Below are 13,326 nucleotides of genomic sequence, written 5' to 3'. Positions count from 1 at the left end.
AACATTATGGCAAAAATCAAACTATATGGTCTTATAGGTAAAAATATATCCTATTCTTTTTCTGCTAACTATTTTAATACTAAGTTTAAAAAGGAGAAAATTTCAAATTCAGAATATACTAATTTTGATATTGACTCTATTAGCGAATTTATAAAAGTTTTAGAAAACAATGACAACCTTAGTGGTTTAAATGTCACAATCCCCTATAAGCAAGCTATCATACCCTACTTGGATGTTCTTTCAAAAAAAGCAATTCAAATAGGAGCTGTTAATACAATAAAAATTAGCAGTAAAGGCAAATTAAAAGGATACAATACTGATTGGTATGGTTTTTCCAAAGCACTAAAACCTATGCTAAAACCACACCATGATAAAGCACTAATATTAGGAACAGGAGGAGCTAGTAAAGCAATAGAATTTGCTTTAAGAAAAATGGGAATAGGTTTTAAGCTAGTTTCTAGAACTCCGCAAGAGGGTTTATATACATACGAACAAATAACAAAAGAAATTATCGCAGAACACTCCATCATTATAAATACAACTCCTCTCGGAACGTTTCCAGATATCGATAACAAGCCTGAAATACCATATGATTACCTAACACCTAATCATATAGTTTTTGACTTAATATACAACCCAGAAACAACAACATTTTTAAAATTAGCCGCCCTAAAAGGAGCTCAAACACAAAATGGGTATTTAATGCTAAAATTACAGGCCGAAAAAGCTTGGAAAATATGGAATAAGAAAAGCTTTATCCCCAACCTATCAAGAGATTAAATAATTTAAAACTGAATCTGTTTTATTCATAAAACTTTCCATTCTGTTAAAAATATTGTATCTTTCCAAATCAATTTGTACACAATAAGCATTATAAAATGTTAGAAGAAAACAATGATCACCAAGAGCAACAAACAGTTGAAGCTATAAACAGCGCGCAATCAACTAGTAATAACTCATCTCAAAAAGAAATTGCCCTTCAAAATATTGAAGATTTCAATGCAGCTGACAATGAATCTCATACTATTGAGGAAACCAGCGATCTTCCAAAAACAGATTATGAAAATCTGAGTTTAGAATTGCTTGTAGAGCAATTAAAAGAGTTAATTTCAAAATATAAAGTTACTCTTATCAAAGAGCACGTTGAAGAAATTAAAAAGACTTTTTTACAAAAGTTCAACGAACTGATGGATGATAAAAAAGATCAATTCTTGAATGACAATTCAGATGCTTCAGAACATGAATTCGACTTTCATTTTCCACTCAAAAATACTTTTGACTCTTTATTTAACGAATATAGAATCAAAAGAAGTGCACACTTTAAAGATCTTGAAAAGAATCTAATTAACAACCTTGAAAAACGATTATCAATTATCGAAAGCATTAGATCTTTGGTTGACAATTCTGAAAATATGGGTGATGCGTTAAAATCAATTTCAACTCTTAGAGAAGAATGGAAAAATGCTGGTCCTATTCCCAAAGATAAATACAACCATGTTTGGAATAATTATCATTTTCACATTGAAAGATTTTATGATCAACTACATCTAGATAGAGCATCAAGAGATCTTGATTTTAAATACAATCTAGAACAAAAACAGAAGATTATTACACGTGCTGAAGAACTTCTTAATGAAGATGACATAATCAAAGCCTATAGGGAACTAAGAACACTTCACCGAATTTGGAAAGAGGAAATAGGTCCAGTAGATCGAGAAATAAGAGAGGAAATATGGGCTAAATTCAGCGACCTAAGCAGTCAACTTTATGACAAAAAAGAAGAAGTATTTGAGCAGCTTAGACAAGTAGAATTAGACAACTTACGTATTAAAGTTTCTCTAATTTCTCAAATAGATATTATATCAAAAGAAAATTATGCATCCCACAGTGATTGGCAAAAGAAAATAGTCGAAATTGAAGATCTAAAATCTCAATTTTACACTATTGGTAAAGTTCCAGCCGAAAATACGGATGAAGTTTGGAAGCTTTTTAAACTTGCTGGTAGAAACTTCAACACTAACAAAAACAACTTTTACAAATCACTCAAGCACAACCAACAAGACAACTTAAATAAAAAGTTGGATCTTATTAAAAAGGCTGAAGAGCTCAAAAACAGTGAAGATTTCAATACAGTCACTCCTGTTATGAAAGAAATTCAAGAGGAATGGAAATCAATCGGACGTACTCCAAGAAAACATGATGCTGCTCTTTGGAAGCAATTTAGAGAAGCTTGCAATCATTATTTCAATAGGTTACATGAAGAAAGAAACAAAGAAGATGAGAATGAAGCCATTGCCTATAATAAAAAGAAAGAATACTTAGAACTTCTTAAAGGTTTCATGCTTTCAGGAGACCATAAAACAGATTTGGATGAAATTAAAAACCATATTCAGAATTGGAAATCTCTTGGAAAAGTAAGTTCTAGTAAGCGTTTTATTGAATCAAAATTCAACAGAGTACTTGATGTATTATTTAAAAAACTAAGCCTAACTAAAAGAGAAGCCGAATCTGTAAGGTTTAATAATAGAATAGATGATTTAGTTGGACAAAACGACAAATACAAAATACAACAAGAGGTGTTATTCTTACAAAGAAAAATTGAAGAAATACACTCAAATATATTACAACTAGAAAACAACATACAATTCATCTCTAATGCAACAGAAGACAATCCTTTTATTAAAGAGGTGAGAAAAAGCATTAAAAAACATGAAGATGAATTACAAAGTTGGAAATCAAAACTTGATCATCTAAAAAACATAGAGTTTTAAATCATACAAATAAAAAAAAGGCAACCTAAAAGAAGGTTGCCTTTTTTTATTATTCATAGTTATCTTATTAACCCAAAAAAGCTTTTTCAAGTTCCATTGGTGTAATATAATTTCCTGCTTGATAAACACGCATATTACCACCAGAAATTTCGTCAATTAAAATAATTTCGTCTGTTTCTTTGTCTTTTCCAAACTCCAATTTAATATCATAAAGTTCTAAATCTTTTTGAGCTAACTCTGCTTTAACAACATCACAGATTTCTTTAGTAAGGGTTTTTATTTTTTCATAATCCTCATCAGATAATACTTGCAACATAACCAATGCATCTTTTGAAATAGTTGGATCACCTCTCTCATCATCCTTGATAGTAACTTCTACAAATTTATCAAGAGGCATACCCTCCTCACAATAAGCCCCATATCTTCTAATAAAACTTCCTACAGCTCTATATCTACAGATAACCTCTAACCCTTTCCCAAAAGCCTTTGCCTGCTTAACTGTCATAGAAACTTCATCTATATCAGAAGAAATATAATGAGTAGGAATTCCCGTTTTTTCCAATTTCTCAAAGAAATAACTAGTCATTTTCAAACCAGACCTACCTACTCCATCAATTGTTAATCCGACTGTATTTGCTCCTGGATCAAATACTCCATTCACACCAGTTACATCATCTTTAAATTTTAGTAAAACTTGATTGTCTGACAACTTGTAAACATCCTTAGTCTTTCCTTTGTAAATTAATTCCATATATATTATTATGTTGTGTTTATTGTTCAAAATTACTATAAATCATTTTATTTTCTTTTTTTAGTCATTATTTTTTTGAATCTAATTACTAGTATTTTACTTTCTCAAAAATAATGCAAACTGATTGCCGATTATCACTTCTTAAACGCCCTAATCATTCTATCATTTTGCATAATATCTTTTTTCAAAACAACTTCTTTAAAAAGATCTGAATGAAACAATTTGACTGTCTCATCCCCTAAATACTGGTTTATCTCAAAAAATAACATACCTCCCTTTTTTAGTTCTGAAGATGCCAATGATACAATCTTTTCATAGAAAACTAAAGCATTATCATCCTCTACAAAAAGTGCTAAATGAGGTTCATAATTCAAAACATTATTATGAATTTCTACTTTCTCAAGATTCCTAACATAAGGAGGGTTAGAAACAATAATATCAAAAGACTCTGATAAACTTTGTAAGGCTAAGACATCTTGATGAATAAAAGTTACATCTACTTTATTTAACAAAGCGTTACTCATTGCTATTTCTAATGCCTTTTCAGAAATATCCATAGCATATATTTTAGCATTAGGCAGATGTCTCGCCAAACTAATGGCAATACAACCACTTCCCGTTCCAATGTCTAAGATTTTAATTGGCTCCCCCTTATCTGACACTGAATTAATAACCCATTCTACTAATTCTTCCGTCTCAGGCCGTGGAACCAGCACATTTTCATCAACATTAAAAATCAGCCCATAAAAATGAGCTTGCTTAAAAATATACTGAATTGGTCTTTCTTTCACTAACTGCTCTATCACTTTTTCCCATAACTCAGATTTTTTAATTTCTAAATCTCGGTCTAACATTAAATCAAACCTAGTTTTCCCTTCAATATTCTCCAAGCAAATAGAAAAAAAAGAATCTACTTCCGAGCTATCGTAAATATTTTCTAACCGACTTATAAATTCTGATTTAAACTCTCTAATTTTCATGCTAAAAATGGCTACTAGTTCTATTACTAATATTAAAAGTGTAATTTTGTGTAAAGATACTCAAATATCAATGTTTAAAGAACACTACCCCTATATATATCGTTGTTTGGAGCTTGCAAAAAACGGAGTTTTTGAAGCCTTACCCAATCCTTCTGTTGGAGCTGTAATTGTTTACAACAACCTAATAATTGGTGAAGGATCTACATCAAAATATGGTGGCCCTCATGCAGAAGTAAATGCTATTAATTCAGTAAAAAACAAAAATTTACTTTTAAAATCAACTCTTTACGTCAGTTTAGAACCTTGTAGTCATTTTGGAAAAACACCTCCTTGCGCAGATTTAATAATCAAAATGAATATTCCTAAAGTTGTAATAGGTATAACAGACCCCTTTTCCAAAGTTTGTGGCCAAGGAATAGCTAAGTTAAAACAAGCAGGAATTGAAGTCTTAGTTGGGATATTAGAAGAAGAATGTCAGGAATCAAACAAGCGTTTTCTAACATTACATCAGAAGCAAAGACCTTATATTATATTAAAATGGGCTCAAACACAGGATGGTTTCATCGCTCCACATAGCGGTGAAAACCATAAAATATTTTGGATATCAAATTCCTATTCACAACAACTCGTTCACAAATGGCGAAGTGAAGAAGTTTCTTTTTTAGTAGGAAAAGGAACAGTAGAATCTGACAACCCAAGTCTAACTACTCGTTCTTGGTTTGGCAAAAATCCACTTAGAATATTCATTGATCGGACAGCCAGTTTAGATCAACATTATACACTTAAGAACGGAGATGCTAAAACTTTATGCTTCACTGAAAACCCAAATACAACGAATAACAAACATCTTACATATATACAAATAGACTTCAGTAAAAATATAATTCCTCAAATATGTAAAACACTATTCGAAATGCAAATTGCATCAGTAGTAATAGAAGGCGGCTTAAAAACACTTCAATCTTTTATTGATTCAGGTTACTGGGACGAAGCAAGGATTTTTACAAGTCAAAATAGTATAAATCAAGGGATTAAATCACCCTTACTAAACATATACAGTAAGGTTATTTCACAAAAAATAGATAGTGATTTACTTACAATAAAATACCGTTAAAAAGCATCATGTTAGATTTAGATTTATACAAAACTATCGAAATACCATCAGAACCAGTTTTATACAAAGAAAAGAACAGCAAGTTCTTTTCCTATGCTTTTCCAATCCAAAATGAAGACGAGGTAAAATTGCACATCGAAGAAATAAAAAAACAACACCATAATGCCAGGCATTGGTGCTATGCATATCAATTGGGAACTGAACCCGAAAAAATCTACTACAGAGCCAATGATGATGGTGAACCTTCCAATACAGCTGGAATGCCAATATACGGCCAAATACAATCATTTGAAGTTACTAACATACTCATAATAGTAGTTCGTTATTTTGGAGGTATAAAACTAGGTGTTGGAGGTCTTATCACAGCATATAGAACATCTGCACAACTCGCGTTGGAAGAGTCTAAAATTATAGAAAAAACCATAGACAAAAGTTTCATTATTCAATTCGAATATAAAGACATGAATAAAGTTATGCGTGTTATCAAAGAAAAAAAACTCTCAATAATAAGTCAAACATTGGAGTTAACGTGCGAAATAGAGTTATCTATAAGAAGAAGTGAATTTCAAAAGGCCCTTGATGCTTTTAAGCCATTTTACGAAATTCAAATTTTACTACCTGAAGAAAACTAATAGATAAAGATTCTTATCTTCAATCACTTAACAAATTCAGAATACATTTCTGCAACATAAAGTTTATATTCAGGACTTAAGTCAATTGACATTTCATCAAAACCAGGTTGTGCAACAATAAAATAAGCAAAACTGGTAATGTGATTTTCTGCAATACCAAACTCTGACATCAAAATGCTTTTTGTATAAATCTCTAAAAACTTGTTTTTAGCAAACTCCTGTTTTTCGTACAGAATCGCTTTCCTTTGTTCCTTCCTTCTTCCACTAAACAAGTTCACTATTGGATCTAAACCAAATCCACTAATCCCGTCGCCAAAAAACATATTGTTAGAAGTTCTATATCTCCGTTCCGCAGGTGTATACTTAGCGATTTCTCCAAAATAGTTATCTACAAACATTTTCTTTTCAATAACAATTTCATCTAACTCATGTTCCGAAAGTACCACACCTAAATAATCTCCTTCAGTCCCATTAATAACAATACTTCGATCTGGAAAAAATTCAACTTTAAACAATAAAACATCACCTTTCGAGATATTAATAGAAAAGAAACCAGTAGAATCAGCATTAACTTCTTCACCACTAACCTTGTTTTCTACCACAACCTTACGTTGAATACCATCAGAAAAACGAACCCTACCATCTATCAATTGCACACTTTGAGCAAATGAACTAAACGTCAATAAAAACAAAAAACAGCTAAATAATTTCATACAGAAACATTAAAAATCAATATATCTAAACTTACACAAAAGAATCGAAATACACTTTTTTTTAAAGTAATTTTAGCCTTTCTTTAACAGTATCAGGAACCCCAATAGGTCTTCTTGTACTGGCATTCATAAACACTAAAACACTGGTGGCAGTTGTTAATAACTCACCTTGCTCGTTTAGTAATTCATACTCAAATTCTATCCTTACACCACTACATTTTCTGAACATAGTTCGCAACTTTAGCAACTCATCATACAATGCAGGTTTCTTATACTCTATCGACAATGATACTACTGGAAGCATAACTCCTTCTTCCTCTAACTTTTTATAAGAAATCCCAAGGTTTCTAAGCCATTCCACGCGTCCCATCTCAAAATATTGAGCATAATTCCCATGATAAACAACCCCCATTTGATCTGTCTCTGAGTAGCGAACTCGAATGTCTATTTCCGTTATTTTCATAATAATTTGATTCTATTTGTTCTTAGACAAAATTATAAGTACTTACATTATTTTTTTGACAAATACAATGTGCAAAACATTTTTTTTAAACAAAAATTGTTCACATATTTGTCTTCCCAAATAAGACTGAAACACAATCTGAATGTCAGTCTTAAAATTAACTTTTTTAAGAAAATCATAAAATGCTCGAATACACTAACAAGAATGCAAAATCTGTCTGGAATAATTGTCTTAATTTTATAAAAGATAATATTCAAGAACAAGCTTTTAAAACTTGGTTTGAACCCATCCAAGCTATTGAGCTAACAGAAAACGCATTGTATATTCAAGTTCCTAGTCAATTCTTTTACGAATGGCTAGAAGAGCATTATGTAAAAATCTTAAAAGTAGCTCTAACAAAAGAATTAGGAGCTGGAGCAAAGTTATTATATAAAATCCAAATGGAGAACGCCATTGGAAATAAACAACCCTATACAGATCAATTACCAAGTACTCAAAGAGCTCCTGTTAGAACGCAAGAACTTGATGTACCTGTTCAAAATAAAAATCCAGAACTTAAAAATCCTTTTATAATACCTGGTATTAGAAACGTTAAAATCGAATCTCAATTAAACTCAAACTATAGCTTTGATAATTTTCTTGAAGGAGATTCTAATCGTTTAGCCAGATCTGCTGGATTAGCGGTGTCTAACAAGCCAGGAGGAACTTCATTCAACCCATTGTTGATTTTTGGTGGAGTTGGTTTAGGAAAAACACATTTAGCTCATGCAATTGGTGTAGAAATCAAGGATTTATATCCTGAAAAAACAGTTTTATATATATCTGCTGAAGTTTTTACACAACAATACGTTGATTCTGTAAGAAAACAAACTAGAAATGATTTCATCTATTTCTATCAATTAATTGATGTTCTTATAGTTGATGATATTCAATTTCTTTCAGGTAAATCTGGTACCCAAGATGTTTTCTTTCACATATTCAATCATTTGCATCAAAATGGAAAGCAAGTTATTTTAACTTCTGACAAAGCTCCTGTAGACATGCAAGACATCGAACAACGTCTTCTTTCTAGATTTAAATGGGGATTATCCGCAGAGATTCAAAATCCTGACGTTGATACCCGAATTGAAATACTAAAAGGTATACTATACAGAGATGGAGTTTCAATGCCCGAAGAAATCATTGAATACGTTGCACAAAACGTAAAAACAAACGTTAGAGAGCTTGAAGGAGCTATTATATCACTAATAGCCCAATCTTCTTTTAATAAAAGAGAAATAACCTTAGAACTTGCAAAACAAGTAGTTGATAAGTTTGTTAAAAACGTAAAAAAAGAAATAACAATAGACTATATTCAAAAGGTAGTTTCCGACTATTTCCAAATGGATACAGAAACACTTTGTTCTAAGACAAGAAAAAGACATATTGTGCAAGCAAGACAACTAGCAATGTTTTTCGCTAAAAAATACACTAAAGCGTCACTAGCAAATATAGGTTCAGAAATTGGAAATAGAGATCATGCAACAGTATTACATGCTTGTAAAACTATTGACAACCTGATTGAAACAGACAAACAGTTCCGAAAATATCACGACGATATAAATAAAAAATTCAGTATCTAATGAAAACAAAGATACTCATGGTTTGTTTAGGAAATATATGTAGATCTCCTCTAGCAGAAGGTATATTGAAATCCAAACTATCAAATGAAGCATGTTATATTGATTCTGCTGGAACAGGTAATTGGCACACAGGTAAATCCCCTGATCCGCGTTCAATTGCAATAGCACATGAAATGGGAGTAGACATAACCCAACAAAGAGCAAGACAACTAACTCAAGAAGACTTTGTTAAGTTTGATTTCATCTACGCTATGGATAAAACAAATTTAGCCGACATACTTGATTTAGTCCCTAATGAAGAATTAAAAGCAAAAGTATCTCTTTTACTCAATGAATGCCATCCTGGAATGGACTACGAAGTCCCAGACCCTTATTTTGGAGGTAATGGAGGATTTTACCGTGTTTATGACATGATAGACGAAGCTTGTGAGCAAATAGCAGTAAAATTTAAGTAAAGACTCCATTCCCTATAGTCATCTAAAAAGATGAATTCTAATTCATGTTTTTTCCGAAATCTAATTCATATGAACAACTCAAACTTCGGTACCCTTTATCTTATTCCAATTACATTAGGAGATTCAAATCCGCATGATATATTACCACTTACTGTAAAAAGAACAATTGAACTCCTAGACACTTATATTGTTGAAAATGAAAAAGTAGCAAGACGCTTTATAAAAAGTATTGTTCCAGAAAAAAAACAATCGGAATTAGTGTTATTTCCATTAAACAAACATACCGAAAAGAACGAGCATTATAACTACATTCAACCTCTATTAGAAGGAAAGAGTATGGGATTAATGAGTGATGCAGGTTGCCCTGGTGTTGCTGACCCTGGAGCAGTTATAGTTAAAATAGCCCATGAAAAAAATATAAAAGTAGTACCTCTTGTTGGACCATCATCTATCTTACTTTCACTAATGGCCTCAGGAATGAACGGACAAAGTTTTGCCTTTAATGGTTATCTACCTATTGACAAGTCAGAAAAAAAACACACCTTAAAGCAATTAGAGAAACTATCTCAAGAAAAAAATCAAGCTCAACTATTCATTGAAACACCATATAGAAACAATCAGATATTGAGTGACTTAATACAAATACTAACACCACAAACTCAATTGTGTGTAGCATGTGATATTACCTTAGAATCTGAATACATAAAAACACAGAGCATCTCTGCTTGGAGCAAAACAAAGGTAGACCTACACAAACGTCCTTGTATTTTTATAATTCAAAAATCTAACTAGATTTAGTTACTAAAGAGGAATACTAGTAAAGTCTATATAAAAATCCCAACCCCATACGAGTCAGCATCTTTTTAACAAAATTCCAAAAGAATATTCTTTGACCGAAAATAGTTCCGAAAAATAACAATAACACCTTATAAACAGGAAGTATTAGTACAATTCTAAGAACCCAATAAAGAATAGGATGGTAATCCTCTCTAACTATCCCTAGAATATTTAAAATTGGCTTTGTTACATAAGCCGAAGAAGAACCAGTAATAGCAAAAACTATAAAAACTATTACTACTTGGGTGTTTGAAACCAACCCCCAACGTTGCATTAACTTGTCCATAATTTAGATTAAATCCAAACAAAAGTACAGCTTTTTATAACATAACAAAATGTTTCAAGTAAACTAAATAAATAAGTCGACTATTTAGCATATTAATTAGGGGATATATTTGAAAAAAAAAGGCTAAATAAAATTATTTAGCCTTTTTTTTTCAAACTTAAAGTTCCAGATTTGAAAGCGATTCAATAACATACTCATGCATTACTTCTCTATAATCTAAATGTGTAACAATTCTAAAAAGCCCACTACCCATTTCACTAATAGAAATATTCTTTTGTTTCAATTTTTCTAAAAATAAAGCAGGACCAACGCGATCATGTAACGAAAACACAACTATATTAGTTTGAACTGGTAAAACCTCTTTAATCCAGCTTTGCTTTGCAAGGATTAACTCAATTTGCTTTGCTCTATAGTGATCTCTCTGAAGACGACTTACATTTGATTTTAATGCATATAATGCAGCAGCAGCAAAATATCCCGTTTGTCTCATCCCTCCTCCCATTAACTTTCTAAGACGAATTGCTTTAGTAATATCTTTTTTGGACCCTACTAAAACTGAACCTATTGGAGCTCCAAGACCTTTTGAAAAACAAACTGAAATAGTATCAAACAATTCACCAAATTGTTTCGGATGAAGCTGTTTAGCAACTAGAGCATTCCATAAACGAGCACCATCTAAATGTAGTTTTAGCTCTAAAGAATCACACAGTTCTTTAATCTTAACCAATTCTTTCATGTCGTAACATGCACCTCCACCTTTATTGGTAGTATTTTCTAGAGACACTAAAGTAGTTTCTGGATAGTGTATATTCGAACAATCTGTGTATACACTTTTAATTTGTTCCGCCGTAATCCTCCCTCTATCACCAACAATTGTAGCACAGCTAACACCACTATGAAAAGCAGGTCCTCCAGACTCATAATTACAAATATGTGAGGAAGCATCGCAAATAAGTTGTTCACCTGGTTGTGTGTGCAATTTTATTGCTACTTGATTAGCCATAGTACCTGACGGAAAAAATAAAGCAGCCTCCATTCCAAATAAATCAGCTACCGCTGCTTCCAACTCATTAGTACTCCCATCCAGTTTGTAAACATCATCCCCTACTCTAGCTTTCATCATTTGACTCAACATTTCAGGGGTAGGTTTTGTAACCGTATCGCTAATTAAATTAATTTCCATAAATAAAAAGGAATAAGTATTTTTGTGGAGCTAAATATATTAAAAATATGGTAAACACAGAGCAAATTAAAGACATTATTAACCGCCTCGGGGCACTAAGAAGGTATCTTTGACGTCGATAAGAAATTAATTGAGATAACGAACGAAGAAGAAAAAACCTTTTCACCAGATTTTTGGAATAATGCTAAAGAAGCTGAAATTATTGTTAGAAATCTTAGGGCAAAGAAAAAATGGGTTGAAGGATACGAAAATGCGAAAGCAAATTTAGAAGAACTTCAAATTCTAATTGAATTTTACAATGAAGGAGATGCAACTGAAGAAGAAGTCATAGCACAATATAAGGCAACTTATACCGCTATCGAAGATCTTGAGTTTAAAAACATGCTTTCGGACGAAGGAGACAGCATGAGCGCAGTACTTCAAATCACAGCTGGAGCTGGTGGAACAGAAAGTTGCGATTGGGCAGCCATGTTAATGCGAATGTATATGATGTGGGGCGAAAAAAACAAATACAAGATAAAAGAGCTAAACTTCCAAGAAGGCGAAGTAGCGGGAGTTAAAACCGTTACCTTAGAATTTGAAGGCGATTATGCATTCGGTTATTTAAAAGGAGAGAATGGAGTTCACAGATTAGTGCGTATTTCACCCTTTGACAGTAATGCAAAAAGACATACCTCTTTTGCTTCTGTATATGTTTACCCATTAGCTGATGACAGTATACATATTGAAATCGGTGCATCTGATATCTCATGGGAAACCATGCGCTCAAGCGGAGCAGGAGGTCAGAATGTAAACAAAGTAGAAACAGCAGTACGATTGCGTCACCACCCTACTGGAATCATTATCGAGAATTCAGAAACACGTTCACAATTAGACAACAAAACAAAGGCTATGCAACTTTTAAAATCTCAACTTTACGAGATTGAATTAAAAAAGAGGCAAGCATTGCGAGACGAGATTGAAGCGGGTAAAAAGAAAATCGAATGGGGCTCACAGATTAGAAACTACGTTATGCATCCTTACAAATTAGTAAAAGATGTAAGAACATCACACGAAACTACAGACGTGGATGCAGTTATGAATGGAGAATTGGATCCCTTCTTTAAAGCCTATCTAATGATGATGGGGCAAAAAGAAGAAGACGAAACCATATAATCTAAAACTTAAAAATAGATCCTAAAGTCGGAAGATTTCTCTTCCGACTTTTTTATTTAAGCTAAGTGGAATTAATACTCCGTGAGCTATCCTTTAAAGAAAAAAAACTATTTTCCTTAAAATCAATACACATACAAACTTCAGTAGTAAAATTACAATATCACAGATTTAATATTCATCTTATTTTAGAGACCTAAAAACGTAATTTTAAAGAAGTTTTAAAATCTAATAGATTATATTTGTTGAGTAATTTAAAGTGTTATGAAGTTAATGTCCTTAAAGCTCTATCTATGAGTATAGGACATTAACTTTTTTGTCTTATACAAAAAAATTAATTCAAATTAGAATAAAATTCACTAATTTA

The 13,326-nt window shown here is 31.9% G+C and carries 14 protein-coding genes; 8 read left to right on the top strand and 6 right to left on the bottom strand.

From position 1 onward, the window contains the following. Positions 1–6: 6 nt before the first annotated feature. Both BM024_RS08625 and BM024_RS08620 read left to right on the top strand, forming a co-directional pair. Positions 7–780 carry a shikimate dehydrogenase family protein gene (locus BM024_RS08625; protein WP_090679302.1) on the top strand — a complete coding sequence of 258 codons (774 nt, stop codon included), beginning with the start codon at positions 7–9 and terminating at the stop codon, positions 778–780. Positions 781–878: 98 nt separating this feature from the next. Further along, positions 879–2,771, top strand: coding sequence for a DUF349 domain-containing protein (locus BM024_RS08620; RefSeq protein WP_090679301.1), 1,893 nt, complete (start codon positions 879–881; stop codon positions 2,769–2,771). Positions 2,772–2,838: 67 nt separating this feature from the next. Here BM024_RS08620 and BM024_RS08615 read toward each other — a convergent pair whose 3' ends face one another. Both BM024_RS08615 and prmC read right to left on the bottom strand, forming a co-directional pair. After that, positions 2,839–3,522 (bottom strand): phosphoribosylaminoimidazolesuccinocarboxamide synthase, encoded by a 684-nt coding sequence (locus BM024_RS08615; RefSeq protein WP_090679299.1) that lies wholly within the window; start codon positions 3,520–3,522, stop codon positions 2,839–2,841. Positions 3,523–3,656: 134 nt separating this feature from the next. Next, a complete protein-coding gene (prmC, locus tag BM024_RS08610; protein ID WP_090679297.1) occupies positions 3,657–4,502 on the bottom strand; it encodes a peptide chain release factor N(5)-glutamine methyltransferase in 846 nt (281 codons plus the stop codon). A gap of 70 nt (positions 4,503–4,572) precedes the next feature. On the opposite strand from prmC, the gene ribD reads away from it, so the two are divergent. Both ribD and BM024_RS08600 read left to right on the top strand, forming a co-directional pair. After that, positions 4,573–5,616: a bifunctional diaminohydroxyphosphoribosylaminopyrimidine deaminase/5-amino-6-(5-phosphoribosylamino)uracil reductase RibD gene (gene ribD / locus BM024_RS08605; RefSeq protein ID WP_317040020.1), complete on the top strand. Its 1,044-nt coding sequence runs from the start codon at positions 4,573–4,575 to the stop codon at positions 5,614–5,616. 8 nt (positions 5,617–5,624) lie between these two features. Beyond that, entirely contained in the window at positions 5,625–6,248 is a 624-nt protein-coding gene (locus BM024_RS08600) for an IMPACT family protein (RefSeq protein ID WP_090679295.1), read from the top strand. Positions 6,249–6,271: 23 nt separating this feature from the next. Here BM024_RS08600 and BM024_RS08595 read toward each other — a convergent pair whose 3' ends face one another. Together BM024_RS08595 and BM024_RS08590 are read right to left on the bottom strand one after the other, a co-directional pair. Next, positions 6,272–6,961 (bottom strand): hypothetical protein, encoded by a 690-nt coding sequence (locus tag BM024_RS08595; protein WP_090679293.1) that lies wholly within the window; start codon positions 6,959–6,961, stop codon positions 6,272–6,274. Positions 6,962–7,022: 61 nt separating this feature from the next. Continuing rightward, complete coding sequence (locus tag BM024_RS08590) at positions 7,023–7,424, bottom strand: acyl-CoA thioesterase (protein WP_090679292.1); 402 nt, start codon at positions 7,422–7,424, stop codon at positions 7,023–7,025. Positions 7,425–7,606: 182 nt separating this feature from the next. On the opposite strand from BM024_RS08590, the gene dnaA reads away from it, so the two are divergent. The 3 genes from dnaA (at position 7,607) to BM024_RS08575 (ending at position 10,293) form a co-directional block, all read left to right on the top strand. Then, the gene (gene dnaA, locus BM024_RS08585; protein WP_090679290.1) at positions 7,607–9,046 is read left to right on the top strand and encodes a chromosomal replication initiator protein DnaA; all 1,440 of its coding nucleotides are present in this window, start codon (positions 7,607–7,609) and stop codon (positions 9,044–9,046) included. Further along, positions 9,046–9,501: a low molecular weight protein-tyrosine-phosphatase gene (locus tag BM024_RS08580; protein ID WP_090679288.1), complete on the top strand. Its 456-nt coding sequence runs from the start codon at positions 9,046–9,048 to the stop codon at positions 9,499–9,501. The genes dnaA and BM024_RS08580 overlap by 1 nt, the downstream gene beginning before the upstream one ends. A 69-nt stretch (positions 9,502–9,570) precedes the next feature. Continuing rightward, entirely contained in the window at positions 9,571–10,293 is a 723-nt protein-coding gene (locus BM024_RS08575) for an SAM-dependent methyltransferase (protein WP_090679286.1), read from the top strand. A 22-nt stretch (positions 10,294–10,315) separates the two neighbouring features. On the opposite strand, the gene BM024_RS08570 is transcribed toward BM024_RS08575, so the two are convergent. After that, complete coding sequence (locus BM024_RS08570) at positions 10,316–10,624, bottom strand: DUF6787 family protein (RefSeq protein ID WP_090679282.1); 309 nt, start codon at positions 10,622–10,624, stop codon at positions 10,316–10,318. 157 nt (positions 10,625–10,781) lie between these two features. Continuing rightward, positions 10,782–11,807, bottom strand: a complete 1,026-nt coding sequence (locus BM024_RS08565) for a threonine aldolase family protein (RefSeq protein ID WP_090679280.1) — start codon at positions 11,805–11,807, stop codon at positions 10,782–10,784. A 47-nt stretch (positions 11,808–11,854) separates the two neighbouring features. On the opposite strand from BM024_RS08565, the gene prfB reads away from it, so the two are divergent. Further along, a protein-coding gene (gene prfB, locus BM024_RS08560; protein WP_143077745.1) for a peptide chain release factor 2 occupies positions 11,855–12,962 on the top strand; the annotation gives its coding sequence in 2 pieces (ribosomal slippage) (positions 11,855–11,917 and positions 11,919–12,962; 1,107 coding nt in all). The last annotated feature ends 364 nt before the right edge of the window (positions 12,963–13,326 follow it).

The sequence above is a fragment of the Myroides guanonis genome, assembly GCF_900114085.1.
Taxonomy (GTDB): Bacteria; Bacteroidota; Bacteroidia; order Flavobacteriales; family Flavobacteriaceae; genus Flavobacterium; species Flavobacterium guanonis.
The sequence above is the reverse complement of the archived record's forward strand: the minus strand, read 5'-3'. Positions and strand labels throughout refer to the sequence as shown.

What these genes read in the sequence shown, in the direction of transcription:
- BM024_RS08625 (WP_090679302.1), top strand. Translation starts at nt 7, where the DNA reads ATGGCAAAAATCAAACTATATGGTCTTATAGGTAAAAATATATCCTAT.
- BM024_RS08620 (WP_090679301.1), top strand. Translation starts at nt 879, where the DNA reads ATGTTAGAAGAAAACAATGATCACCAAGAGCAACAAACAGTTGAAGCT.
- BM024_RS08615 (WP_090679299.1), bottom strand. Translation starts at nt 3,522, where the DNA reads ATGGAATTAATTTACAAAGGAAAGACTAAGGATGTTTACAAGTTGTCA.
- prmC (WP_090679297.1), bottom strand. Translation starts at nt 4,502, where the DNA reads ATGAAAATTAGAGAGTTTAAATCAGAATTTATAAGTCGGTTAGAAAAT.
- ribD (WP_317040020.1), top strand. Translation starts at nt 4,573, where the DNA reads ATGTTTAAAGAACACTACCCCTATATATATCGTTGTTTGGAGCTTGCA.
- BM024_RS08600 (WP_090679295.1), top strand. Translation starts at nt 5,625, where the DNA reads ATGTTAGATTTAGATTTATACAAAACTATCGAAATACCATCAGAACCA.
- BM024_RS08595 (WP_090679293.1), bottom strand. Translation starts at nt 6,961, where the DNA reads ATGAAATTATTTAGCTGTTTTTTGTTTTTATTGACGTTTAGTTCATTT.
- BM024_RS08590 (WP_090679292.1), bottom strand. Translation starts at nt 7,424, where the DNA reads ATGAAAATAACGGAAATAGACATTCGAGTTCGCTACTCAGAGACAGAT.
- dnaA (WP_090679290.1), top strand. Translation starts at nt 7,607, where the DNA reads ATGCTCGAATACACTAACAAGAATGCAAAATCTGTCTGGAATAATTGT.
- BM024_RS08580 (WP_090679288.1), top strand. Translation starts at nt 9,046, where the DNA reads ATGAAAACAAAGATACTCATGGTTTGTTTAGGAAATATATGTAGATCT.
- BM024_RS08575 (WP_090679286.1), top strand. Translation starts at nt 9,571, where the DNA reads ATGAACAACTCAAACTTCGGTACCCTTTATCTTATTCCAATTACATTA.
- BM024_RS08570 (WP_090679282.1), bottom strand. Translation starts at nt 10,624, where the DNA reads ATGGACAAGTTAATGCAACGTTGGGGGTTGGTTTCAAACACCCAAGTA.
- BM024_RS08565 (WP_090679280.1), bottom strand. Translation starts at nt 11,807, where the DNA reads ATGGAAATTAATTTAATTAGCGATACGGTTACAAAACCTACCCCTGAA.